This window comes from Stenotrophomonas sp. NPDC077461, assembly GCF_049545475.1.
Lineage (GTDB): Bacteria > Pseudomonadota > Gammaproteobacteria > Xanthomonadales > Xanthomonadaceae > Stenotrophomonas > Stenotrophomonas nematodicola.
In genome coordinates this window covers 102,111-125,532 of sequence record NZ_JBMWDO010000005.1, presented here as the reverse complement: position 1 = coordinate 125,532, position 23,422 = coordinate 102,111, and the positions used below count along the sequence as shown (strand labels likewise).

Below are 23,422 nucleotides of genomic sequence, written 5' to 3'. Positions count from 1 at the left end.
TGGACGGGGAGGCGCCGCGCGGGGTCAGCGCTTGCGCAGGGTCTTGATGCGGTCGTAGGCGGCGTTGAGCAGGCGCGACTTGCGCTCGGCCTGCTGGCGCAGCTCCGGGGCGGCGCCGACGACCTTGTCGGGGTGGTACTGGGAGATCAGCCGGCGGTAGGCCAGATCGACCTCGGCGTCGGTCGCCTCGGAGGTCAGCCCCAGCTCCCGGTAGGGGTTCTCCCTGTTCAGGCGGAACCAGTCGGCGTCGAAGGCATGCCCGATCAACAGGCCGACCACGGCCCCGAACAGCGGATTGGGCCTGAAAAGCAGGGCGCCAGCGATGAATCCGAGCAGTTTTCCGTACCAGCGCATGGTCGTAAGGGCGGCCGGGTCGACAAAGGAGCCTCATTTTACGTCACAGCGGGCCCAACCCGCTTTACACTAGGCCGCCCGCTGTCTGTGCGGGCCCTCCGGGTCCCCTGGACAGCTGTCTTGACGAAGCCTCAGGAGTGCCCGTGCCGACCACGTTGTTGCAATCCGATCTCCCCGGCCTGCCCTTGCGCCATCGCGGCAAGGTGCGTGATGTTTTCGACATTCCGCGCGACCGGCTGCCCGCCGGCACTCCGCCGGGGGACTACCTGCTGATGGTCGCTACCGACCGTCTGTCGGCCTTCGACGTGGTGCTGCCCGATCCGATTCCCGGCAAGGGCGAAATGCTCTGCCAGGTGTCGAACTTCTGGTTCGCCAAGACCGCGCACCTGATGCCCAACCACCTGACCGGCATCGACGTGGCCAGCGTGCTGCCCGAGGGCGTTGACCCGGCGCTGTACGCCAAGCGCGCAGTGGTGACCCGCAAGCTGAAGCCGGTGCCGGTGGAAGCGATTGCCCGCGGCTACCTGATCGGCAGCGGCTGGAAGGACTACCAGCGCACCGGCAAGATCAGCGGCATCGATCTGCCCGACGGCCTGCGCCAGGCCGAACAGCTGCCCGAGCCGATCTTCACCCCCTCGACCAAGGCCGCCGTGGGCGACCATGACGAGAACATCGATTTCGATGCGATGGTGAAGGCGGTCGGTGCGGACCTGGCCGAGCGCGTGCGCGACGCCACCCTGCGCATCTACAAGTTCGCCGCCGACTACGCGCGCGAGCGCGGCATCATCCTGGCCGATACCAAGTTCGAGTTCGGGACCGATGCCGATGGCCGCCTCTACATCATGGACGAGATGCTGACGCCGGATTCCTCGCGTTACTGGCCGGCCGACGAGTACGAGGTGGGCACCAGCCCACCGAGCTACGACAAGCAGTTCGTACGCGATTACCTGGAAACGCTGGACTGGGGCAAGACCGCTCCGGGCCCGAGCATCCCGGCGGAGATCATCGAGCGCACCCGCGCCAAGTACGCCGAGGCGCTGCAGCGCCTGGCCGGCATCTCGGTCGATTGATGCATGTCCCCCGTCGCCGCAACGGCGACGGGGGACGTCGACCGTGGGTGGGCGGGGACACGCGACGCCGCGATGGGCGGGCTCCGGGAGTATCCTGTGCCCACTCCGGAGGCTCAATGTCCACGACGACCCAGCTTGAGCGGCCCATCGACCGCTACTTCGCCAGCTATTCCGACGACCACCGCAATGCGATCAACCAGCGCATCCATGTGATCGCGGTGCCGGCGATCATGTGGTCGGTGATCGCGCTGCTGTGGTGCCTGCCGCCGTTGATCACCTGGTTCCAGTACGGGATCTGGGCCGGTCTGGCGATGTTCGCCGCGTGGGCCTACTACAACCGTCTGTCACGCCGGCTCGGCTACGGGATGCTCGCCCTGTTCTTCGTCAGCGGCTGCCTGTGCCGGCTGCTGGAAGCCGAAATCGGCCTGCGTGGCCTGTTCTGGCTGGGCCTGGGCGTATTCGCCGTGGCCTGGGTGGCGCAGTTCATCGGCCACAAATTCGAGGGCCGCAAGCCCAGCTTCCTCACCGATCTGGTCTACCTGTTGATCGGCCCGGCCTGGGTGATGGCCAAGGTCTACCGTCGCCTGGACTGGCGCTTCTGAACGCACTTTCCTGAACGACGCGACAGGCTCACCGGCGGTCCACGCGCCGGCGTCCAGCATCCCCATCAGGCCCCCATCCGGGTACGCTGGCGTTCAGCTCCGTGACCGTCCGCCTTCTTCCGCAGGCCCTGCCATTGCTGGCCGGAACCCGCTCGGCACCCCCTGCGACCGGCCACGTTCGGCAAAGCCGCTCCATCGGTTCCATACGGCCCGCGACGCTCCCGGATGGACCCACTGACGAGGCTGAAAAAATGAATCAGCGCACGTTACATGCAGTTCGATGCGTATTCGGGAGTATCGGCGACAATTGCCTGCCTGTTAGACTGAACGACCTGCTCGTGAATCCCGCATTCCCTGCATGAATCCCAGTCTGCTCCTGCTGCTCGCCCTGCCCTTCCTGATGGCCGTGGCGGTCGCTTCATTCCGACGCACCTCCCGCTCCACGGCCGCCTGGTTGGCCGCGGCCGCTCCATTGGGTGGGTTGGCGCTGCTGGCCACCCTGACCCCCGACATCCTGGGCGGCGGGGTCGTCCGCAGTTTCGGGCAGTGGCTGCCGCAGATCGGGCTGGCATTCTCGCTGCGGCTGGACGGCCTGGCGTGGATGTTCGCCGGCCTGGTCCTGGCCATCGGCGCACTGGTGGTGATGTACGCCCACTACTACCTCAGCGCCCGCGACAGCGCCCACCGCTTCTACTGCTACCTGCTGCTGTTCATGGGCGCCATGCTGGGCATGGTGCTGTCGGGCAACCTGCTGCTGCTGATGGTGTTCTGGGAAATGACCAGCATCAGCTCGTTCCTGCTGATCGGCTTCTGGTCGCACCGCCAGGATGCCCGCGAGGGCGCGCGGATGGCGCTGGTGGTGACCGGCGGCGGCGGCCTGGCCCTGCTCGGCGGCGTGCTGCTGATCGGCCGCATCGTGGGCAGCTTCGAGCTGGACGCGGTGCTGGCCGCCGGCGATGCGATCCGCGCCAGTGCGCTGTATCCCTACGCCCTGTTCCTGGTGCTGGCGGGCATCTTCACCAAGAGCGCGCAGTTCCCGTTCCACTTCTGGCTGCCGCACGCGATGGCCGCACCGACGCCGGTGTCGGCCTACCTGCACTCGGCCACGATGGTCAAAGCCGGCGTGTTCCTGCTGGCACGGCTGCACCCGGCCCTGTCCGGCACCGACCTGTTCTTCTATACGGTCAGCGGCATCGGCGCGATCACCCTGCTGATCGGCGCGTGGAATGCGATCTTCCAGCACGACCTGAAGGGCCTGCTGGCCTACTCGACGATCTCCCACCTGGGCCTGATCACGATGCTGTTCGGGCTCTCCGCCCCGATGGCGGTGGTCGCCGGCGTGTTCCACATCCTCAACCACGCCACCTTCAAGGCCTCGCTGTTCATGGCTGCCGGCATCATCGACCACGAAACCGGCACGCGCGACATGCGCAAGCTCGGTGGGCTGCGTCGGCTGATGCCCTTCACCAGCGCGCTGGCGATCATCGCCTCGCTGGCAATGGCCGGCATTCCGCTGCTCAACGGCTTCCTGTCCAAGGAAATGCTGTTCGCCGAAGCGCTGACCACGGAGGGGCCGGAAGCGATGCGCATCGCCATGTCGGTCGCCGCCCTGCTGGCCGGCGTGTTCGGCGTGGCCTACAGCCTGCGCTTCGTGCACGACACCTTCTTCGGCAAGGGCCCGCACGATCTGGACCGCGTGCCGCACGAGCCGCCGCGCTGGATGAAGGTGCCTGTGGAGATTCTGGTGGTGGTGTGTGTGGCGGTCGGCGTCGCCCCCGCCATCACCATCGCACCGGTGCTGCATGCCGCCGCCTCGTCCATCCTCGGCCCGGCGATGCCGGCTTACAGCCTGTCGGTATGGCACGGCTTCAATCTGCCGCTGGCGATGAGCGCGGTTGGCGTGCTGGGCGGCATTGCCCTGTATTTCGGCCTGCGCCGCCTGATCAATCTGCATGCGGTGGTCACCCGCGCCACCGGCCGCAATCTGTTCCACAAACAGCTGGACCTGGTGTTCGGCTTCGCCCATCGGCTGACCCAGGCACTGGCCAACGGCAGCCTGCAGCGCATGCTGCTGGGGCTGGTGGTGGTGGCGATCATCGTCGCGGCGGCCCCGTTCGTGGCCACGCCGGTCTCGCCCAACTGGCCCTCGCCGCAGCCGCTGCCGCTGCTCGGCTGGGGGCTGTGGCTGGTGATGATGGCCTGCGCGTTCGGCGCGTTGTCCAAGTACCGCCAGCGCCTGCTGGCGGTGCTGCTGCTGGGTGGCGTGGGCCTGATCGTGTCGCTCACCTTCGTGTTCCTGTCCGCCCCCGACCTGGCCCTGACCCAGCTGCTGGTGGAGATGGTCACGCTGGTGCTGATGCTGCTGGGCATGAACTACCTGCCGGCGCAGTCGCCACGGGAGCGCTCGCGCTGGCGCAAGGGTCGAGACGTGCTGATCGCGGTGCTCGGTGGCGGCGGCCTGGCGGCGCTGGCCTATACGGCGATGACCCTGCCGCCCAATACGATGGCCGGCGAGCTGCTCGCCCGCGCTCTGCCGGAAGCGTACGGCCAGAATGTGGTCAACGTGATCCTGGTGGACTTCCGCGGTTTCGATACCTTCGGCGAGATCACCGTGTTCGGCATCGCTGCGCTGGTGGTGCACGCGATGCTGCGGCGTTCGCGGATGGCCCCGGAGCAGATCATGCCCGGGCCGCCGATGAAACTGCCGGTGCCGGCCGATCTGGCCCAGATCATGTTCCCGCTGACCATGACCGTCTCAATCTTCCTGTTCCTGCGCGGCCACAACGCGCCGGGGGGCGGCTTCATCGCCGGCCTGGTGCTGGCCGTGCCGCTGCTGATCCAGTACGTGATCCAGGGCACCGCGTCGGTGGAATCGCGCTTCGGCTTCGACTACATCCGCTGCATCGGTGCCGGCCTGCTGATCGCCATCATCAGCGGCAGCGCATCGATGCTGTTCGGCGTGCCGTTCCTGACCAGCGGCCACCTGGACCTGCACCTCCCGCTGATCGGCGAGGTGCCGCTGGCCAGCGCGATCGGGTTCGATACCGGCGTGTACCTGGTGGTGTTCGGCGGGGCGATGCTGATGCTGTCGATGATGGGCACCATCAAGCCGTCACGCACCCGCAGCGCCCGCAAGGGCGAGATCGATCCCAACCGTCGTTCGGCAAAAACCGGGGAGATGCACTGATGGAACTGGCCCTGGCAAGCGCGATCGGTGTGTTGGCCGCGATCGGCATTTACCTGCTGCTGCGTGCGCGCAGCTTCGACGTCATCCTCGGCATGACCTTCCTCTCCTACGCCACCAACCTGCTGATCTTCGCCGGTGGACGCCTGGTCACGGGCAAGGCGCCGGTGCTGCGCGAGGGCATCGACAGCGATCTGGGCAACTACACCGATCCGCTGCCGCAGGCGCTGGTGTTGACCGCGATCGTGATCGCCTTCGCGATGACCGCCGTCAGCATCGTGCTGGCCATGCGCAGCCGCAGCGACAACCATAGCGACCACGTCGATGCGCACGAAGACGACGCCGACAGCGGGCCGACCGATACCGCGTCTGGCCGGGAGGGTGACGCATGAACCATGCGGTGATCCTGCCGATCCTGATTCCCCTGTTCGGCGCGGCCTGCTCGCTGTTCGTGGAGCACCGCCGCTTCGGGCCCAAGGTCCAGCGCAGCGTGGCATGGATCACGCTGACGGCACTGGCAGCGGCGGTCGCACTGCTGTTCGCACAGACCGCCGATGGCAGCATCGCGGTGTACCTGCTCGGCGACTGGCCCTCACGGCTGGGTATCGCGCTGGTCGCCGACCGCCTGTCGGCGTGGATGCTGGTCACCACACTGCTGCTGGCCATTCCCTGCCTGATGCACGCCTGCTCGGGCTGGGACCGTCGCGCGCCGCACTTCCACGCGCTGTTCCAGTTCCAGCTGGTCGGCCTCAACGGCGCCTTCCTGACCGGCGACATCTTCAATCTGTTCGTGTTTTTCGAGGTGATGCTGATCGCCTCGTACGGCCTGCTGCTCAGTGGCGGGCGCGGCCTGCGCATGCGCATCGGCCTGCACTATGTGGTGTTCAACGTCACCGCCTCGACCCTGTTCCTGATCGCGCTGGGCCTGCTGTACGCCTCGCTCGGCTCGCTCAACATGGCCGAGCTGTCCCAGCGCATCGCCGAGGTGCCCCCTTCGCACCTGCTGCTGGTCAAGGCCACGATGGGCCTGCTGCTGCTGGTGTTCTGCAGCAAGGCCGCACTGATGCCGCTGTACCTGTGGCTGCCCGAGGCCTATGCGCGCGCGCCGGCCGCAGTGGCGGCGCTGTTTGCGATCATGACCAAGGTTGGGCTGTATGCGGTGCTGCGGGTGAGCACGCTGTGGTTCGGCGACGATGCCGGCGCGATGGCCGGCTACGGCAGCGACTGGCTGCTGTGGGCCGGCGTGGCCACCCTGGTCCTCGGCGGACTGGGCGTGATGGCAGCGGCACGGTTGCGGGTGCTGGTCTCCTACCTGGTGGTGGTGTCGGCGGCCACGCTGTTCATCGCCTTCGCCGTGCGCACCCCGCAGGTGCTGTCGGCCGGGTTGTACTACCTGCCGCACAGCACCTTCGTCGCCGCAGCACTGTTCCTGGTGGCGGACCTGATCCGACGCCGTCGAGGCGGCGCCAGCGACCGCAAGGAGATCATCGCGCCAATGCCGGGCAAGCAGACCCCGGCGGTGCTGTTCCTGATCGGCGCGGTGGCCGTGGCCGGCCTGCCGCCACTGTCCGGCTTCCTGGCCAAGGCCGCGCTGCTGGCCGGCATGCCCCCCGCCTACACCGGCGTGGTGTGGACGGCAGTGCTGGGCAGCAGCCTGATGGTGATCGTCGGTCTGACCCGCGCCGGTATCCGCCTGTTCTGGCGCGTGCCGGCAGCCGAGGACGGCGCGCCGCCCGCGCGCAAGGCGCCCACCCGTACCGTCGAACTCATCGCCGCGGCCCTGCTGTTGAGCTACGGCATCGCGATGAGCCTGTTCGCCGGCCCGCTGATGCAGCACACCGACGCGATGGCGACCCAACTGCTTCAGCCGCAGGAGTATGTGAACGGCCTGCGCGCGACCCCGCCGGAGATCCGCCAGCCATGAGCGCCCGTCCTTCGCTGTACAAGCGCGTGCTGCCCTCGCCCTCGCTGAGCATGATGGTGGTGGCGTTCTGGCTGCTGATGTCCGACAGCTTCACCGTGGGCCAGTTCGTGCTCGGCATGTTCCTGGGTCTGGTGGTGCCGCTGTTCGCGGCGCGGCTGGACCGCGAGTTCGCCCGCATCGGGTCGCTGCGGCCGCTGCCAAAGCTGGTGATGGTGACCCTGTGGGACATCCTGGTCTCCAACATCCGCGTGGCGATCCAGGTGCTGGGGCCGGAGCGACGCATCCACCCCGGCTTCATCTGGCTGCCGCTGGACATCGCCAACATCCACGGCATCGCCGCGCTGACCAGCATGATCACGCTGACTCCCGGCACCGTCTCGGCCGCGCTGTCGGACGACCGCCGCTACCTGCTGGTGCATGTACTGCACCTGGACGACCCGGACGCGCTGATCCGGCAGATCAAGACCCGCTACGAAGCCCCGCTGATGGAGATTTTCCCATGACCGGATACATGTTCATCCAGACCACGATGGTGGTGTGCATGCACGTGGTCGGCGTGGCCATGCTGCTGGCCACCTGGCGCCTGCTGCGCGGCCCGACCGTGCCTGATCGCATCCTCGCGCTGGACACCCTGTCGGTGACGGCGATCGCCGAGCTGATGCTGTTCGGCATGTACCTCAATTCGGCGGTGTACTTCGAAGCGGCGCTGATCATTGCCATGCTCGGGTTCGGCAGCACGGTGGTGCTGAGCAAGTTCGTGCTGCGCCGGGACATCGTCGAATGATCACCTTCATCCAGATCGTGCTGTCGCTCCTGCTGCTGTTCGGCTGCTTCTTCATCCTGGTCGGCGCGCTGGGCCTGGTGAAACTGTCGAGTTTCTTCAAGCGTCTGCATGCCCCCACCAAGGCCAGCACGCTGGGCGTGGGCTGCGTGCTGGTCGGTTCGGTGTGTTACCACATCTTCCTTGGCGAAGACCCGCAGCCGCGCGAGCTGCTGATCACCGTGTTCCTGTTCATCACCGCGCCGATCAGCGCGCACATGATGGCCAAGGCCGCGTTGTCGCTGATGATGGAAAAGCGCCCCACCCTCCCGGGCGATGAAACGGCCAAGGAAGAAGCGCTGCCGCCGCCGGAACCACGCCGCGACGAGACCCCCTGACACCGCAGTGAAAGGGCCGTGGCCGCGCGCTGTCAGCCCGCGGTGGCCAGGGCCAGCTCCAACGCGACCCAGCCCAGGAACGCCACCAGCAGCACGCCGCCTTCGCGGCGGCTGATGGTCAGGTCGCCGCGCAGCATCGGGTACAGCACCAGCACGAAGGCGATCGCCGCCGGCAGCTCCAGCTTCACGAACGACTCGGGCAGTGCCAGTGGTCGCAGCGCGGCCATGCCGCCCACCACCACCAGCAGGTTGAACAGGCTCGAGCCGATGACGTGGCCCAGCACCATGTCGCCCTGCCCGCGGCGCGCGGCCGCAATGGCGGCGGCAACTTCCGGCAGCGCGGTGCCGATGGCGACCGGCAGCAGGCCAACCAGCAACGGCGACCAGCCCAGGCCCGCGCCGAACACCGGCGCCGCCTGCACGATCCAGCGCGCGCCGTAGTACAGGCAGACCACCGCGAACACCACGCGCAGCACGTTGAGAAACAGGCCGGTACGGGTCATCGCGTAGCCGGCAATCGCCTCGCGGACAGGCTCGGACTCGTGCGGCGCGCGGCGCAGCACAAATACCAGCACCGCCACGAAGCCCAGCAGCAGCACCGCGCCTTCCCAGCGTGCGATCACGCCATCCAGCCCGAACACGATCAGGGCCAGGCTGGAGACCGCCAGCAGCACCAGCAGCGGCGAGAGCAGCCGTGCACGCACCAGCAGCGGCGCCGCGAGGGCGGCCATGCCCAGGGTCAGGCCGACGTTGACGATGTTGCTGCCCACGGCGTTGCCCAGCGCCAGCGCCTCGGCACCGACCACGAACGCGCGTGCGTTGACCACCAGTTCGGGCAGCGAGGTGCCGAAGGCGACCAGCAGCAACCCGGCCACGAACGGCGAGGCGCCGAAGCGCTGCGCCAGCCCGGAGGCCGCCTTGACGATCGAATCGCCGCCCAGCGCGAGCAGCACCAGACCCAGTACGAACCATGTGGCAGCAGCGATCATCGGTAAATCCCCCGGTGGCAGGCGTGGGCCGATTCTAGAGCCACGGCGGGCCTACAGGCAGCCTTCCACGTAATCGACCTGCGGCGGCAGCCCCACCCGCCAGTCGGTGACGGTGCCGTTGCGGTCGATTTCGAAGTTGATCAGCGCGCCGCCCTCGGTGGCCGGGCGCACGCGCAGGTTGTGGCCCTGCTCGTCGTACTTGTGCGGGGTGACGTCGCCGCGGTCCGGATAGAGCGTCTGCAACTCGCCCAGCGACATCCCGACTTTGCCACCCCCCGGAGCGACGATACGGTCGTTGTGCACGTCGTAGCGGACCAGGCGCCGGCCCTCGATCATGAACACCACGTCGTCGGCCTGCGCGCCCTGTGGCCGCAGCGAGTGGCAGTAGTCATCGGGGACCGCGCCGTCCAGGGGTTCCTTCCAGGCCGTACGCACCTGGTCCAGCGTGCTGTCCAGGCTCACCGGGCCGTAGCCGTCAAGGCGCGCCGGCCCGGCCGCGGGGGCAGGCACGGCCGCCGGTGCAGCGATGGGGCTGGTGGGGGTGGAATCCGCGGTTCGCCCGCAGGCCCCCACGGCCAGTACCAGGCCCAGGGCCAGAACGCTTCCCAGCTGCTTCATGCGGTGTCCTCCGGTCGATGTCGGGCAGCCTAGCGCGATCGCCGTGCAGTGGCTGCATGCGGGCGCAGGGCTGTCATCGCCGTTTCACCTGCCGCGTTCAGGCTCGGCCTGCACCGCATCGACCCCCTCGCCCATGCAACCGCGCAAGACCGACCTCGCCCGCACCGCCCTGCAGGCCCACCGTGCGCCCCTGGACATGCGCCAGCGCCGCCTGCTGATCCTGTGCGACGGCCAGCGCGACCTGCCGCAGCTGACCGCCCTGGTCGGCGCAGAGGCAGCGGCGATGGTGATCCAGCTGATCCAGGCCGGGTACCTGGTCTCCACACCTGCGGTGGCTGCACCGGTGCCGGCTTCCACCAACGCCGCGCCGCGCGGCACCGGGGCGGCAGCCCCGGTCGAGCGCCGTCGCTCGCTGGTGGCCGCGCGCATCTATCTGCTAGGCATTCTGGAACTGCAGCGTCATCCACGCGCGGCAGCGCTGTTCCACGCCCTGCAGCAGGCACGCAGCGATGAAGGCGTGATCGAGGGGCTGCACGGCGCTCTTCAGGCGCTACCGGCACTGACCTCGCCCGGCTACGCCGAACGGGTGCGGCAGCGCCTGCTGGAAGTACTGCCGGCGGCGCACGCGGGCGGCTTCGAGCACAGTCTGGCGTAACCCCGCGATGCCGTCGCGGAAGGCGAGAAACGCTAGGAACGCATGACCGTCGCCTGCGCGGCGCGGGCTTCATTGGGCCTCCACGCCGTACACCGGCGTGGAGGCGCGTGCGGTTACTGCCGGGGGAAGTTGGCCTTCAACCCCTGCCAGCAGTGCTGATAGTCGCGCTGCCGGTGCGCAGCGTCCATTGCCTGCGCGGTGGGGCGGATCACCCCACGGGTCTCGAACATGAAGGCCATCGTGTCCTTGATCACGTCCGGCCTGCTCAGGTCCGCTGCCGAGGCCTTGTCGAAGGTGGCCGCATCCGGGCCGTGGCCGCTCATGCAGTTGTGCAGCGATGCACCACCCGGCACGAAGCCTTCGGCCTTGGCATCGTAGGCACCGTGGATCAGGCCCATGAATTCACTGGCGATGTTGCGGTGGAACCACGGCGGGCGGAAGGTGTCCTGGGCCACCAGCCAGCGCGGCGGAAAGATCGCGAAGTCCATGTTGCTGGTCCCGGGCGTGTCGCTGGGCGAATGCAGCACCAGGAAGATCGACGGGTCCGGATGGTCATGGCTGATCGAACCGATCGTGTTGAAGCGGCGCAGGTCGTAGCGGTACGGGGCGTAGTTGCCGTGCCAGGCGACCACATCCAGCGGCGAATGATCGATGTCCGCGCGCCACAGCTGTCCGCCGAACTTGGCGATCAGCTCGAACGCCCCGTCGATGTCTTCAAAGGCGGCATGCGGAGTTTCAAAATCGCGCGGGTTGGCCAGGCCGTTGGAACCGATCGGCCCCAGGTCGGGCAGCTTCAGCAGCGCGCCGAAGTTCTCGCAGATATAGCCGCGTGCCTGCCCGTCGGGCAGCTCGACCCGGAAGCGGACGCCGCGCGGCATCACCGCGATCTGCTGCGGCTCGATCTCGATCACGCCCAGTTCGGTGAGCAGGCGCAGGCTGCCGAGCTCCGGCACGATCAGCAGCTCGCCGTCGGCGTTGTAGAAGTAGCGGCCCTGCATGTCCGCATTGGCCGCGTACAGGTGGATGCCCACGCCGTGATGCGCATCCGGCGCGCCGTTGCCCCCCATCGTGTACAGGCCGTCGATGAAGTCGGTGGGCGTGGTCGGCAGCGGCAGCGGGTTCCAGCGCAGCTGGTTGGGCGAGACCGCACCGTGGGCGAAGTCGCTGTGCAGATGCGGCTGTGCGTAGGCGGTGAACTCGCCGTGGGTCACCGCCGGGCGGATCCGGTAGACCCAGCTGCGACGGTTGCTGCCACGGGGCGCGGTAAAGGCCGTACCGGACAACTGCTCGGCATACAGGCCGTGCGCAACCCGCTGCGGCGAGTTGCGCCCGACCGGCAAGGCGCCGGGTACCGCTTCGCTGGCGAACTCGTTGCCGAAGCCGGTCTGGTAGCCGCGTGATGCGATGGAGGTGAACATGGTCGGGCTCTCATGGTGCCGGGCGGCTCCCGGCGGTATGTTCATTCGTGCACGTCGGCAGCCCGGCGCGTTGCGACGCGCTCGGCTGCCCGGTGCGGCGGCGGTGGGGCGACCGGGTCGCCCCGTGCCACGTTACAGTACGCCGCGCTTCATCTGGTCGCGCTCGATGCTCTCGAACAGCGCGGTGAAGTTGCCTTCGCCGAAGCCTTCGTTGCCCTTGCGCTGGATGATCTCGAAGAAGATCGGACCGATGCAGTTGGTGGTGAAGATCTGCAGCAGTTTGCGCTGCTTGGTTTCCGGATCGGCGTCGATCAGGATCTTGTTTTTGGCCAGGCGCGCCACGTCTTCGCCATGACCGGGCACGCGCATGTCGATCACGTCGAAGTAGGTCTCCGGCGTATCGAGGAACTCCACGCCCTGCGCGCGCATCGCTTCGACGGTCTCGTAGATGTTCTCGGTGAAGCAGGCGATGTGCTGGATGCCCTCGCCCTTGTAGGCATCGAGGTACTCGTTGATCTGGCTCTTCGGATCGGAGGATTCGTTGAGCGGAATGCGCACAATGCCGTCCGGCGCGGTCATCGCCTTGGACACCAGGCCGGTCTTGAGGCCCTTGATGTCGAAGTAGCGGATCTCGCGGAAGTTGAACAGGCGCTCGTAGTAGTCCGACCACTGCTGCATGTTGCCGAAATACAGGTTGTGGGTCAGGTGGTCGATGAAGGTCAGGCCGAACCCGACCGGACGCTGCTCGGCACCGTCGATCGGCGCGTAGTCGGTATCGAAGATGCTGCCGTTGGCGCCGTAGCGATCCACCAGATACAGCATGCAGTCGCCGATGCCCTTGATCACCGGTGCCGGCACCGCCTTGGTCTCCGGCTTGAAGTCGATCGCCTCGGCACCATTGCCAAGCGCCATCTGGAACACCTCCTCGCCCGGCTTCTGGAAGCGGATGGCGAAGCCGCAGGCGCACGGGCCATGCTTCTCGGCGAAGTCGGCAGCGAACGAATCCGGCTCCTCGTTGACCAGGAAGTTGACGTCGCCCTGGCGGTAGACGGTGATCGCGCGCTGCTTGTGGCGCAGCACCGCGGAGAAGCCCATCTTGCGGAAATAGGCGTGCAGTTCGGCGCCACGGCCGGCCGGTGCGGCGAATTCGACGAACTCGAAACCGTCGATGCCCATCGGGTTTTCGAAGGTGGTGACCTGCATGCCCGGGTTGGGTGCGTGGGACGCGGTGCTCAGTTGGCTGCTCATGATGTGGCTCCAAAGCAAGTCCGCATCGGAAAAAACCAGGTGCGGGAGGAAGGCAGACCCGCGAGAATGCGGAGTCCGGACTGAAGGTTTATAGTTTCACATGAAACCACCATCAAGGTGCACCGCAGCATGAGCCCGCCCGATCCCACCAGCCACAGCATCCGCGCCTCGCACGCCCTGCTCGATCTGGAGCAGTTTCTGCCGTATCGGCTCAGCGTGCTGTCCAACCGGGTCAGCGGCAACATCGCCAAGCTGTATGGGGACCGGTATGGTCTGGCGATCCCGGAATGGCGGGTCATCACCATCCTGGCCCTGTACCCGGGGTCGTCGGCGAGCGAGGTGTCCGATCGCACCGCGATGGACAAGGTGGCCGTCAGCCGCGCCGTGGCCAGACTGCTCGAACGGGGCTTCATCAAGCGTGAAACCCACGGCGACGACCGCCGTCGTTCGGTGCTGGCGCTGTCGGCGGCCGGGTTCGAGGTCTACGAGACCATCGCGCCGCTGGTGATCGAGATCACCCGCAAGCTGATGTCCGTGCTCAGCGAGGAGGAGGAGCAGATGCTGGAAACGCTGATCCTGCGCCTGGCCGGGGAAGGCCTGCAGCGCATGGACGAAGGGTAGAGCCGGGCTCTGCTAGCTCAGGTGCTTGCGGCGCGCATGCACCCACGGGGCCGCCAGTGCCCCGATGGCGCCGCCAGCGAAGCCGAGTGAGGCGGCGACCGCCGCCGCTTCGATGGCGCCGGGAAGCGCCAGGGCGGCCACCACCAGCAGCAGCGAGGGCAGGCCGATGAAGGTGGCCATGAAGTAACGCCAGCGCGGTGCCCAGGTGCCCACCTGCAGCAGGCTGACCGGCATCCAGGTTTCCGCCGAGGCGTCCTGCGCGATCTTGGCCGCGACCTTGCCCAGGTCCACTTCCACCGGCCCCTTGCCGGTGCGTGCCGTGGCCAGCATCTGCGCCACTTCGTCCACCGCCGGGAACGACGTGGGCCAGGCGACGGGTGCGGCCACGCCGTAGGCGGTCAGCAGCGGCACGCTGATCCAGGGCGCCAGCAGCGGCCGCAACTTGCGCCGGTCCAGCACGCACCAGATCTGGCTGACACCGTGGGCGGTCACGCTGTACAGCGCCATCTGCCCCGGTTCGGGGTAGGCCAGCATGCTGACCCGCGCCGCCATGCTGTCGTAGCCCATCTGGCGCAGGAAGCCTGGCCGGGTGCGTCCTTCGTGGACCCACGCCAACCCCAGCGCCCCGACCAGGTAGGCCTCCGCCGGATCCTTCACGCCCGCACTGGCGCGGTCGTCGCTGGCCAGGAAGAACGCCAGCGACTTGGGCTCGGCCACATCGTCGCGGTCCCAGCGCCCGGCGTCGCCCAGCACGTGCTTGAGCGGCAGCCGCGCCGGTGCGGTCTCGGCCTTGGCCGCGTTGTGCAGAAACGGCAGCACCGAGAGCACGAAGCCCTGCAGATCGACCGCGCGCAGCCCGCTGCCCAGCCACTCGGCCGGCAGCAGCCCGGCCAGCGCCGGGTTGCGGGCCAGCGCATCGAGCTGGGCCTTCTGCTCCACCAGCTTCTGCACCGCGGCTTTGAGCAGCACATTGTCGGGCACCGCGACCAGCGGCAGGCGGTAACGTATCGCACCGGGCGCAGGGGTATCGGCCTCGGCGTCCGGGGTGTCCAGCGTGCCGTGATCGTCGAGCAGGACATCGACAGGCGGCAGGCTCACGCCGGCCGGTCCGTCGAGGGAGATATCGGAACTGCTGTCGCTGGTGCCCGGCTGCATGCGTTTCAATCCGTTGGGTGCGCGCCACGAACTGCGCGGCATGTCGTCCTTGGAGGTAACGGCAGCCCGGCTGAAACCTGTAGGGCCGGCAGCAGGCGACGCGCCACCGGCAACAAAAAAGGCCGCGGAATCCGCGGCCTTGTCGATCATGGCGCCTTCGGCGGCGCCCAGTCCTTCATGAAGGCGAAGAACCGCGTGCGGTCATAGCCCTTCGGCTGGCCCTTGTCGGCCTCCAGCTCGCCGGTGAACTGCGAGTGCAGCAGCGTGCCGTCCGCGTCGAGCACGAACAGGTGCGGATAGCCCTTGATCGCCGGGAACTGCGACAGGAACGCCGTGTTCTCGTTGTCTTCGCTGTAGTTGACCTTCATCCACACGAAGTGGGCATCGCGGAAGCTGCGGATCTCCGCATCGCCCTCGATGAAGGCGTCCATCAGGTGGCACCAGGAGCACCACTCCCCGCCCACGTCCAGCACGATGCGCTTGCCGCCGCGCTGGGCTTCGACCTTGGCCGTGGCCAGGTCCGCGACCGGATCGCGGCCCGGGTCGAACTGCGCGTTGAGCGCGGCGACCGCGGCGATATCCGCGGCGGCCGGGGTGTTGCCCGAGGCCACCGGCTCGCCGGGATCGGCGACCGGTGGCTTCTGCTCGGAGGTATCCAGCGGCTGCGCAGGCGCGGCAGTGGGCGCCGATGGCGAACAGGCGGCCAGCAGGCCGACCAGGATCATCGGGGACCACCACAGGGTCGTACGCATCGCGGACCTCACTTGACGCCGTGCATCAGCTTGTTGATCAGCGGGGCGATCAGGAACAGCACCGCGCCGGAGCCGATCAATGCCCAGAAGCCGAAGGTGTAGCCCTTCAGCGCCGACTCGACGGTCATGCCGCCTTCGCCACTGACCACGCCGGCAAAGATGCCCGACAGGTTGTTGCCGATGCCGGTGGACAGGAACCAGCCACCCATGCCGAAGCCGACCAGGCGCACCGGGGCCAGCTTGGTCACCATCGACAGGCCGATCGGCGACAGGCACAGCTCGCCCACGGACTGGATGACGTAGACCATGAACAGCGTCCAGAACGGGATCTTGCCGTCCACCACCATCGTCGACAGCGCGAGCATCAGCAGGGCGAAGGCAGCGCCGTTGAACAGCAGGCCCAGGCCGAATTTGCGCGGAATCGACGGATTGGCACGGCCCAGCTTGATCCAGATCCAGGCGATGATCGGGGCCAGGGTGATGATGGCCACCGAGTTGACCGACTGGAACCACGCGGTCGGGAAGGTCCAGCCGCCCAGGTTGCGGTTGACGATGTTGTCGGCCAGGAAGGTGAAGGAGCTGCCGGCCTGCTCGAAGAACATCCAGAACATCACGTTGAAGATGAAGATGATCAGCATCGCGATCACGCGGTCGCGCTGCACCTTGCCCTCACGGATGCCCTCGACCAGCAGCAGCACGCCCAGCGCCACGAACATCACGCCGAGGATCCAGGCCAGCGCGGTGGCGCCGGTGGAGAGCAGGAAGTAGGCGACCGGGATGGCCACGATCGAGCCGACCAGCACCATGATGATGCGGCCGAACCCTTCGGCACCTGCCGGCGGAGCGCCGATGCCCTTCAGGCCGGCACGGCCGACGTAGAACCATGCCAGGCTGATCAGCATGCCGATGCCCGACGCGATGAAGACCATCTTGTAGGACGGCATCGCCTGGGTACCGAAGACCGCTTCGGCCAGGTACTGGGTCAGCACGGGGGCGATCATCGCGCCGATGTTGATGCCCATGTAGAAGATGGTGAAGCCCGAATCGCGGCGCTCATCCTTCAGGCCGTAAAGCTTGCCGACCATCGTGGAGATGTTGGGCTTGAACAGGCCGTTGCCGATGATGATCGTGGCCAGACCCAGTTCGAAGATCTCCTTGTTGGGCATGGCGACCATGAACAGGCCGGCGGCCATGATCACCGCGCCGGTCAGGATCGACCGCTGGTAGCCCAGCACCCGGTCGGCGACGTAGCCACCGAAGATCGCAGCGGCATAGACCAGCGCCAGGTAGGCGCCGTAGGTACGGCTGGCGGCCGCCTGGCCGGCCGCGTCGCCCTGGAAGAACTGCGAGACGATGTACAGCACCAGCGCCCAGCGGATGCCGTAGAACGCGAAGCGCTCCCAGAATTCGGTCATGAACAGCATCCACAACGGGCGTGGATGGCCCAGCGTGGTCTTGAACTCCGGCAGCGCCGGTTCGGGAACGGATTTCGCGGCGGCGTCTACGCTCATGCGGGATTCCTGGGTTCGGTGGATGACATGCACGTCCGATGTGCGAAACAGCGCGGGAGAATCCCAGACCAACCACGTTCACGTCAAATACACGCCGATTCGTGCAGCTCGCCGCGCGCTCGCTGAACTTGCACGCTCCGGACCCCGGGGCGGACGGTCGGCGCAGCAACGGCGGGGCCTGCGACCGCGCCGGCGGTCATCATCGCGTCATGATGAATGGGCGCCCGGGGCGCCCGGCCGGATCAGGCGTCCGGCGGCATCGGATCGTCGTTGCGGATGGTGGTGCGCACCTGGAACAGCTCCGGGAAGAAGGTCAGCTCCAGCGCCTGCCGCAGGAAGCCCACCCCGCTGGAGCCGCCGGTGCCGCGCTTGAAGCCGATCACCCGCATCACCGTGCGCATGTGGCGGAAGCGCCACAGCTGGAAGGCGGTTTCCAGGTCCACCAGATCCTCGCACAGCGAGTACTCGCGCCAGAAACGGTCGGTGTTCTGGTAGATCCGCTCGAACACCGGGTGCAGCGCATCGTCGGCCACGTGCGGCTGCTGCCAGTCGCGGCCCTGGTAGGCGGCGGGTACGGGATGGCCGAACCGGGCCAGGTAGCGCAGGAATTCCTCGTACAGGCTGGGCGCGTCCAGCACCTGCTGCAGCTGCGCCTGGCCGGCCGGGTCATGCGAGAACACCTGCAGCATCTGCGCGTTCTTGTTGCCCAGCAGGAACTCGATGTAGCGGTACTGCAGCGACTGGAAGCCCGAAGACGGGCCCAGCACGTCGCGGAAGCCCATGTACTCGGACGGGGTCAGGGTTTCCAGCACCGACCACTGCTCGGTCAGCTGGCGCAGCACCTGCTTGCTGCGCGCCAGCACCTTGCGGCACTGCCAGACTTCGTCGCGCTGCAGGAAACCGATCGCCGCCCGCAGTTCGTGGGCCAGCAGCTTCAACCACAGCTCGGAGGTCTGATGCTGGATGATGAACAGCATCTCGTCGTGGTGCGGCGGGTTGGACAGCGGCTGCTGCGCCGACAGCAGCTGGTCCAGCCGCAGGTAGCCGCCGTAGGTCAGGCGCCCCTCCAGATCGGTGTGGATACCGGCTTCGAGATCGCGTTGGTTCTTGTCGACAGACATGGCGGGCGCCGCAGAAGGGGGACAAAGGGTAGCGCACCGCCGCATCGCCCGCCCGGGGGGCTCCCTACGCCGGCGTCCGGGGGCGGTTTTCTGCGCGGTCCGCGCGCGGAGGCCGGTCTGGCGGGGGCGCTGCCGGGGGCCGCTCATGCCCGGTTCCGGCAACTGAATACGTTGTAGTCATTGGCATTGCGTCACCTGTCTGCGGTATACCGGGGCGCTGTCCACCGGGACACTTGCTGCGCCGCAGGACGGCTTTTTCGTACGCCTTCCTTAACATGGCAATTCATATCATTTGTAACTTCCTGTCGAAGGTGCAGTACGCAATGACGGTTGCCGCTGAGTTCAAGATCGAATACCTGCAGTACCTGGACACGGACGGCACGCTCGTCCGCGATGACCTGCCCGAAGCCCTGCGCGATCCGCGCGCCCTGCTGCCGATGTTCAAGCAGATGCTGTTCGTGCGCGTGTTCGACGGCAAGTCGATCGCACTGCAGCGCACCGGCAAGCTGGGCACCTACGCGGCCTGCCTGGGCCACGAAGCGGCACACGTGGGCATCGGCGCGTCGATGCAGAAGGACGACGTGTTCGCGCCGTCCTACCGCGAGTACGGCGCCATGTTCATGCGTGGCGTGCGCCCGCGCGACGTCCTCATGTACTGGGGCGGCGACGAGCGTGGCAACGACTACGGTGGCAATGCCGCCAGGGACTTCCCGTTCTGCGTGCCGATTTCCACCCAGTGCCTGCATGCCGCCGGCGCTGCGCTGAAGTTCAAGCTCAACAACGAGAAGCAGATCGCGGTGGCCGTATGCGGCGACGGCGGCAGCTCCAAGACCGACTTCTACGCCGCACTGAATTCGGCCGGCGCCTACAAGCTGCCGCTGATCCTGTGCATCGTCAACAACGGCTGGGCCATCTCGGTCCCGCGTTCGGCCCAGACCGGTGCCGAAACGCTGGCACAGAAGGGTCTGGCCGGTGGCCTGCACTGCCTGCAGGTGGACGGCAACGACCTGATCGCGGTGATGGCGGCCATGCTGCAGGCGCGCGAGCGCGCGCTGGCCGGCGACGGTGGCACCGTGCTGGAACTGATGACCTACCGCCTGTCCGACCACACCACCGCCGATGACGCGCGCCGCTATCGCGACGACGCCGAGGTGAAGGATGCCTGGCAGCGCGAGCCGATGCTGCGCCTGCGCAAGTACCTCATCAATGCCGGTGTGTGGAGCGAGGAAGAGGAAGCGGCGTGGACCGTCGACTGCGGCAAGCGCGTGGACGACGAGGTCAACCTGTACCTCAACACCCCGGTGCAGCCGGTCGAAGCGATGTTCGACTTCCTCTATGCCGATCCGCCGCAGGATCTGCTGGCCCAGCGCGCACAGGCGATCGCCCTGGAGCAGCGTCATGGATGAGATCAAGCACACCAGCGCCTCGGGCGCGCAGACCAATGCCGCCGACAGCGCCGCCATCGCGCGCGGAGAACCGAACATGACCACCACCCCGATCACCCTCATCGAAGCCATCACCCAGGCGCTGGCCTGGGAGCTGGAGCACGACAAGTCGGTGCTGGTGCTGGGCGAGGACGTGGGCGTCAACGGCGGCGTGTTCCGCGCCACCGCCGGCCTGCAGCAGCGCTTCGGCGCCGACCGCATCCTGGACACCCCGCTGGACGAAACCACCATCGCCGGCCTGACCATCGGCCTGGCCGCGCAGGGCATGAAGCCGGTTGCCGAAGCGCAGTTCGATGGCTTCATGTACCCGATGGTGGACCATATCGTCTGCCACGCCGCACGCCTGCGTTACCGCACCCGTGGCCGCCTCCACTGCCCGATGGTGCTGCGCGTGCCGTGGGGCGGCGGCATCCGTGCGCCGGAGCACCACAGCGAAGCCAACGAAGCGATCTTCACCAACGTGCCGGGCCTGCGCGTGGTGCTGCCGTCGTCGCCGCAACGCGCCTACGGCCTGCTGCTGGCCGCGATCCGCGAACCGGATCCGGTGATCTACATGGAGCCCAAGCGCATCTACCGCCAGTACAAGGAAGTCGTCGTCGATGACGGCGAAGCCCTGCCGCTGGACGTGTGCTTCGTGCTGCGCGACGGTACCGATGTCACCCTGGTCACCTGGGGCGCACAGGTCAAGGAAGCGCTGGAAGCGGCCGACAAACTGGCCGGCGAAGGCATCAGCGCCGAAGTGATCGACGTGGCCACGCTGCGTCCGCTGGACTTTGCCACCATCGCCGAATCGGTGGCCAAGACCGGCCGCTGCGTGATCGTGCAGGAAGCGCCGAAGACGGCGGGCTTCGGCGCGGAAATCGCCGCGCGCCTGGCCGAGGAATCGCTGTACGACCTGCTGGCACCGGTCGAACGCGTCACCGGTTATGACACCCACATTCCGCTGTTCCGCCTGGAAATGAAGTACCTGCCGAGCGTGGACCGGATCGTGAGCGCGGCCAAACGCGCGGTTGCGGCGGGCTGACATGCGGGCCCGCCTCCTAGGCCCGTACCGCAGCCAGTATCCCAACCCGCTCCGGTTCCGCGCCGGCCAGATCGTCGAACTGGGCGTCCGCGACGAGGAATGGCCGGCGTTCGCCTGGGTACGCACCGATGACGGGCGTGCCGGGTGGGCACCGGTGGCATGGTTGCAGCGGCTGGATGATGGTCGCGCAGAGGCTCTGCGCGACTACGACGCCCGCGAACTGGACGTGGACAGCGGCGAACTGGTCAAACTGCATCACGAACACGGTGGCTGGTGGTGGTCCGAACGCGCGAACGGCGCGACGGGCTGGCTGCCGGCCCGCGATCTCGAACTGCTGGAAGAGAACTGCACATGAGTGAGAACAAGAATTTCCACCTGCCCGACCTCGGCGAAGGCCTGCCCGACGCCACCATCGTCGAGTGGTTCGTCAAGGAAGGCGATGTGATCAAGCTGGACGAGCCGCTGGTCTCGATGGAGACCGCCAAGGCCGTCGTCGAAGTGCCCTCGCCGTTCTCCGGCACGGTGCTGAAGCTGGCCGGCGGCGCGGGCGACATCATCCCCACCGGCAGCGTGCTGGCGCAGTTCCAGCTGGACCCGAACCTGCCGCAGCGCGCCGATGGCCAGGACACCGGCCACAGCCACGGGCATGCCGCACCTGCCGCCGCCCCGACTCCGCCGCCGATCCCGGCAGCGGCAGCGGTGGAAGACGCCAAGCCCGCCGCCGAGCGTGATGACGCCGGCACCGTGGTCGGTGCGATGCAGAGCTCCAACGCCGTGCATGCCGAACAGGCACTGGCCGTGGGCGGGGTCAAGGCCGTGCCGGCCGTGCGCGCCACCGCCCGCAAGCTTGGCGTGGACCTGAGCCGCGTGCGCGCCACCGGCGCCGATGGCGCGGTGACGATGGCCGACGTGAAGCAGGCTGCTGCCGACGGCAGCGCCAAGGTCGGTGCCGCACCGGCCCCGGTCGCCGCCGCGCCGATTGCCGCCGCTGCACCGGTGGCCCGCCAGAGCGAGGCCCGCGCCCCGCTGTCCGCGGCAGGCAAGCCGATGCGCACCCAGCCGCCGGGCGTTGTCGCCAAGGGCCAGCCGGAACAGCTCAAGGGCGTGCGCCGCAACATGGCGCGGGTGATGGCCGACGCGCACAGCAAGGTCGTCCCGACCACGTTGAACGACGACGCCGACATCCATGCCTGGGTGCCGGGCAACGACGTCACCGCGCGCCTGGTCCGTGCGATCGTGGTGGGCTGCCAGAAGGTGCCGGCGCTCAACGCCTGGTTCGACGGCGACGCCCTGACCCGCACGTTGCACGCGCACGTGGATGTGGGCATCGCGGTGGACACCGACGACGGTCTGTTCGTGCCGGCGCTGCGCAATGCCGACGTGCTCGATGCACGCGGCATCCGCGAAGGCGTCAATCGCCTGCGCGAGCAGGTGGAATCCCGCGCGATCGCCGCCTCCGAACTGAGTGGCTACACCATTTCGCTGTCCAACTTCGGCATGTTCGCCGGCCGCTATGCGACCCCGGTCGTCGTGCCGCCCTGCGTGGCCATCGTCGGTGCCGGCCGTGCCCGCCACCAGATGACCCCGGTGATGGGTGGCGTGGAAGCGCACAAGGTGATTCCGCTGTCGGTGACCTTTGACCACCGCGCGGCCACCGGCGGCGAAGCCGCCCGCTTCCTGCGCGCGATGCTGGACGACCTGGCCTTGGCCAGTTGATCCACAGGTAGGAAGAGGTACCGGCCGCAGGTCGGTACCACGAAGAAGCCGGGCATTGCCCGGCTTTTTTTTTCATCGCGTCAGCCCGGCCCGACACTACCGGCGCGGCGCCAGCCGCGCCGAGTCGATGACGTGGACGCCCGGACGCGGCGACAGCGCCGCCTCCAGCATTTCTCCGGCGATGGTGTGCGCCGGGTTGATCCGCCAGCCTCGCGGCAGGACCGGGCCCAGTGCGCCCAGCACGATGCTGGCCAGGTGTTCGCCGGCCCTCCGCTCGGCGCGCTCGCCCCCGATCAACCCTGGGCGCACCAGCGTCAGCGACGGATATCCCAGGCCGCGCAGGTCCTGTTCCAGCCGGCCTTTGACCCGGTTGTAGAAGAACCGCGAGCCTGCGTCGGCGCCCATCGCCGAATTCAACACAAAGGCATGGGCGCCATGCGCCTGCGCCAGGGTGGCCACCTGCAGCGGATAGTCGTGGTCGACGCGGGCGAATGCCTCGCGGCTCCCGGCCTGCTTGATGGTGGTGCCCAGCGCGCAGATCACCGCATCCACCGCCCACCAGTCCGCGTCGACGGGCAGCCGCTCGAAATCGACCACCGGATTGACCAGGACCGGGTCGCTCTGCTCCAGCGGACGGCGCGTGGGCGCTACCACCGCATCGCAGCGCGCATCGTCCAGCAACTGCAGCAGGACCTGCCCGCCGACCAGCCCGGTCGCCCCTGCCAGCATCACCTTCATCGCACGCTCCTGCTTTCCGATTGCCTACCATCGTGGCATACCGGCCGTGCCCGGTCCGTGGGTTCAAGCCGGCGTTCCCGGCGCCGATACTGTTCCAACCTCCCACCCGCCCGGCCCGT

General features: G+C 67.8%; 24 protein-coding genes. 14 read left to right on the top strand and 10 right to left on the bottom strand.

Annotated features, from left to right (window positions below; all coding sequences use genetic code 11):
• Nucleotides 1-24: 24 nt before the first annotated feature.
• On the bottom strand, nt 25-354 hold the full coding sequence (locus ACPEH8_RS10845) for a J domain-containing protein (protein ID WP_017354530.1): 330 nt from the start codon (nt 352-354) through the stop codon (nt 25-27).
• A 143-nt stretch (nt 355-497) separates the two neighbouring features.
• Here ACPEH8_RS10845 and ACPEH8_RS10840 point away from each other — a divergent pair, with 143 nt between their 5' ends.
• From ACPEH8_RS10840 to ACPEH8_RS10805, 8 genes are all read left to right on the top strand, one after another.
• A complete protein-coding gene (locus ACPEH8_RS10840) occupies nt 498-1,424 on the top strand; it encodes a phosphoribosylaminoimidazolesuccinocarboxamide synthase (protein ID WP_165699812.1) in 927 nt (308 codons plus the stop codon).
• A 116-nt stretch (nt 1,425-1,540) separates the two neighbouring features.
• Nucleotides 1,541-2,026 (top strand): DUF962 domain-containing protein, encoded by a 486-nt coding sequence (locus tag ACPEH8_RS10835; RefSeq protein WP_153165049.1) that lies wholly within the window; start codon nt 1,541-1,543, stop codon nt 2,024-2,026.
• A gap of 358 nt (nt 2,027-2,384) precedes the next feature.
• Nucleotides 2,385-5,213 carry a monovalent cation/H+ antiporter subunit A gene (locus ACPEH8_RS10830; protein ID WP_153165050.1) on the top strand — a complete coding sequence of 943 codons (2,829 nt, stop codon included), beginning with the start codon at nt 2,385-2,387 and terminating at the stop codon, nt 5,211-5,213.
• Nucleotides 5,213-5,602, top strand: a complete 390-nt coding sequence (locus ACPEH8_RS10825) for a Na+/H+ antiporter subunit C (RefSeq protein ID WP_017354526.1) — start codon at nt 5,213-5,215, stop codon at nt 5,600-5,602. The genes ACPEH8_RS10830 and ACPEH8_RS10825 overlap by 1 nt, the downstream gene beginning before the upstream one ends.
• Nucleotides 5,599-7,134 carry a monovalent cation/H+ antiporter subunit D gene (locus tag ACPEH8_RS10820; RefSeq protein WP_017354525.1) on the top strand — a complete coding sequence of 512 codons (1,536 nt, stop codon included), beginning with the start codon at nt 5,599-5,601 and terminating at the stop codon, nt 7,132-7,134. Before ACPEH8_RS10825 ends, ACPEH8_RS10820 begins: the two co-directional genes overlap by 4 nt.
• Nucleotides 7,131-7,637 (top strand): Na+/H+ antiporter subunit E, encoded by a 507-nt coding sequence (locus ACPEH8_RS10815; RefSeq protein ID WP_153165051.1) that lies wholly within the window; start codon nt 7,131-7,133, stop codon nt 7,635-7,637. Before ACPEH8_RS10820 ends, ACPEH8_RS10815 begins: the two co-directional genes overlap by 4 nt.
• On the top strand, nt 7,634-7,918 hold the full coding sequence (locus ACPEH8_RS10810) for a K+/H+ antiporter subunit F (protein ID WP_017354523.1): 285 nt from the start codon (nt 7,634-7,636) through the stop codon (nt 7,916-7,918). The genes ACPEH8_RS10815 and ACPEH8_RS10810 overlap by 4 nt, the downstream gene beginning before the upstream one ends.
• Complete coding sequence (locus ACPEH8_RS10805) at nt 7,915-8,292, top strand: Na+/H+ antiporter subunit G (protein WP_017354522.1); 378 nt, start codon at nt 7,915-7,917, stop codon at nt 8,290-8,292. The genes ACPEH8_RS10810 and ACPEH8_RS10805 overlap by 4 nt, the downstream gene beginning before the upstream one ends.
• Nucleotides 8,293-8,324: 32 nt before the next feature.
• Here the strand turns inward: ACPEH8_RS10805 and ACPEH8_RS10800 are convergent, their stop codons facing one another.
• Both ACPEH8_RS10800 and ACPEH8_RS10795 read right to left on the bottom strand, forming a co-directional pair.
• Nucleotides 8,325-9,281 carry a sodium:calcium antiporter gene (locus tag ACPEH8_RS10800; RefSeq protein ID WP_136004625.1) on the bottom strand — a complete coding sequence of 319 codons (957 nt, stop codon included), beginning with the start codon at nt 9,279-9,281 and terminating at the stop codon, nt 8,325-8,327.
• A 51-nt stretch (nt 9,282-9,332) separates the two neighbouring features.
• Nucleotides 9,333-9,899, bottom strand: a complete 567-nt coding sequence (locus tag ACPEH8_RS10795; RefSeq protein ID WP_136004627.1) for a hypothetical protein — start codon at nt 9,897-9,899, stop codon at nt 9,333-9,335.
• Nucleotides 9,900-10,032: 133 nt separating this feature from the next.
• Here ACPEH8_RS10795 and ACPEH8_RS10790 point away from each other — a divergent pair, with 133 nt between their 5' ends.
• Nucleotides 10,033-10,554, top strand: a complete 522-nt coding sequence (locus tag ACPEH8_RS10790) for a hypothetical protein (protein WP_423666736.1) — start codon at nt 10,033-10,035, stop codon at nt 10,552-10,554.
• Between the two features lie 113 nt (nt 10,555-10,667).
• On the opposite strand, the gene hmgA is transcribed toward ACPEH8_RS10790, so the two are convergent.
• Both hmgA and hppD read right to left on the bottom strand, forming a co-directional pair.
• Nucleotides 10,668-11,972: a homogentisate 1,2-dioxygenase gene (gene hmgA / locus ACPEH8_RS10785; protein WP_423666734.1), complete on the bottom strand. Its 1,305-nt coding sequence runs from the start codon at nt 11,970-11,972 to the stop codon at nt 10,668-10,670.
• Between the two features lie 132 nt (nt 11,973-12,104).
• Entirely contained in the window at nt 12,105-13,175 is a 1,071-nt protein-coding gene (hppD, locus tag ACPEH8_RS10780; RefSeq protein WP_423666842.1) for a 4-hydroxyphenylpyruvate dioxygenase, read from the bottom strand.
• A gap of 174 nt (nt 13,176-13,349) precedes the next feature.
• On the opposite strand from hppD, the gene ACPEH8_RS10775 reads away from it, so the two are divergent.
• The gene (locus ACPEH8_RS10775) at nt 13,350-13,841 is read left to right on the top strand and encodes a MarR family winged helix-turn-helix transcriptional regulator (protein WP_051008562.1); all 492 of its coding nucleotides are present in this window, start codon (nt 13,350-13,352) and stop codon (nt 13,839-13,841) included.
• Between the two features lie 12 nt (nt 13,842-13,853).
• On the opposite strand, the gene ACPEH8_RS10770 is transcribed toward ACPEH8_RS10775, so the two are convergent.
• The 4 genes from ACPEH8_RS10770 to ACPEH8_RS10755 all read right to left on the bottom strand — a co-directional run bounded on the left by ACPEH8_RS10770 (nt 13,854) and on the right by ACPEH8_RS10755 (nt 18,380).
• The gene (locus ACPEH8_RS10770; RefSeq protein ID WP_229296524.1) at nt 13,854-14,996 is read right to left on the bottom strand and encodes a hypothetical protein; all 1,143 of its coding nucleotides are present in this window, start codon (nt 14,994-14,996) and stop codon (nt 13,854-13,856) included.
• Between the two features lie 146 nt (nt 14,997-15,142).
• Complete coding sequence (locus ACPEH8_RS10765; RefSeq protein ID WP_153165053.1) at nt 15,143-15,748, bottom strand: thioredoxin family protein; 606 nt, start codon at nt 15,746-15,748, stop codon at nt 15,143-15,145.
• Between the two features lie 8 nt (nt 15,749-15,756).
• Nucleotides 15,757-17,259: a peptide MFS transporter gene (locus ACPEH8_RS10760; RefSeq protein ID WP_017354861.1), complete on the bottom strand. Its 1,503-nt coding sequence runs from the start codon at nt 17,257-17,259 to the stop codon at nt 15,757-15,759.
• Nucleotides 17,260-17,501: 242 nt separating this feature from the next.
• A complete protein-coding gene (locus tag ACPEH8_RS10755; RefSeq protein ID WP_017354862.1) occupies nt 17,502-18,380 on the bottom strand; it encodes a tryptophan 2,3-dioxygenase in 879 nt (292 codons plus the stop codon).
• Nucleotides 18,381-18,703: 323 nt separating this feature from the next.
• Here ACPEH8_RS10755 and pdhA point away from each other — a divergent pair, with 323 nt between their 5' ends.
• Genes pdhA through ACPEH8_RS10735 form a run of 4 tightly spaced genes read left to right on the top strand, consistent with a single transcriptional unit; the run spans nt 18,704 to nt 22,565 of the window.
• A complete protein-coding gene (gene pdhA, locus ACPEH8_RS10750; protein WP_017354863.1) occupies nt 18,704-19,786 on the top strand; it encodes a pyruvate dehydrogenase (acetyl-transferring) E1 component subunit alpha in 1,083 nt (360 codons plus the stop codon).
• Complete coding sequence (locus ACPEH8_RS10745; RefSeq protein ID WP_136004633.1) at nt 19,779-20,849, top strand: alpha-ketoacid dehydrogenase subunit beta; 1,071 nt, start codon at nt 19,779-19,781, stop codon at nt 20,847-20,849. Before pdhA ends, ACPEH8_RS10745 begins: the two co-directional genes overlap by 8 nt.
• A 1-nt stretch (nt 20,850) precedes the next feature.
• Nucleotides 20,851-21,204 (top strand): SH3 domain-containing protein, encoded by a 354-nt coding sequence (locus tag ACPEH8_RS10740; protein ID WP_136004635.1) that lies wholly within the window; start codon nt 20,851-20,853, stop codon nt 21,202-21,204.
• The gene (locus ACPEH8_RS10735) at nt 21,201-22,565 is read left to right on the top strand and encodes a dihydrolipoamide acetyltransferase family protein (protein WP_423666732.1); all 1,365 of its coding nucleotides are present in this window, start codon (nt 21,201-21,203) and stop codon (nt 22,563-22,565) included. Before ACPEH8_RS10740 ends, ACPEH8_RS10735 begins: the two co-directional genes overlap by 4 nt.
• 96 nt (nt 22,566-22,661) lie before the next feature.
• On the opposite strand, the gene ACPEH8_RS10730 is transcribed toward ACPEH8_RS10735, so the two are convergent.
• The gene (locus ACPEH8_RS10730; RefSeq protein ID WP_017355149.1) at nt 22,662-23,303 is read right to left on the bottom strand and encodes an NAD-dependent dehydratase; all 642 of its coding nucleotides are present in this window, start codon (nt 23,301-23,303) and stop codon (nt 22,662-22,664) included.
• Nucleotides 23,304-23,422 lie beyond the last annotated feature (119 nt).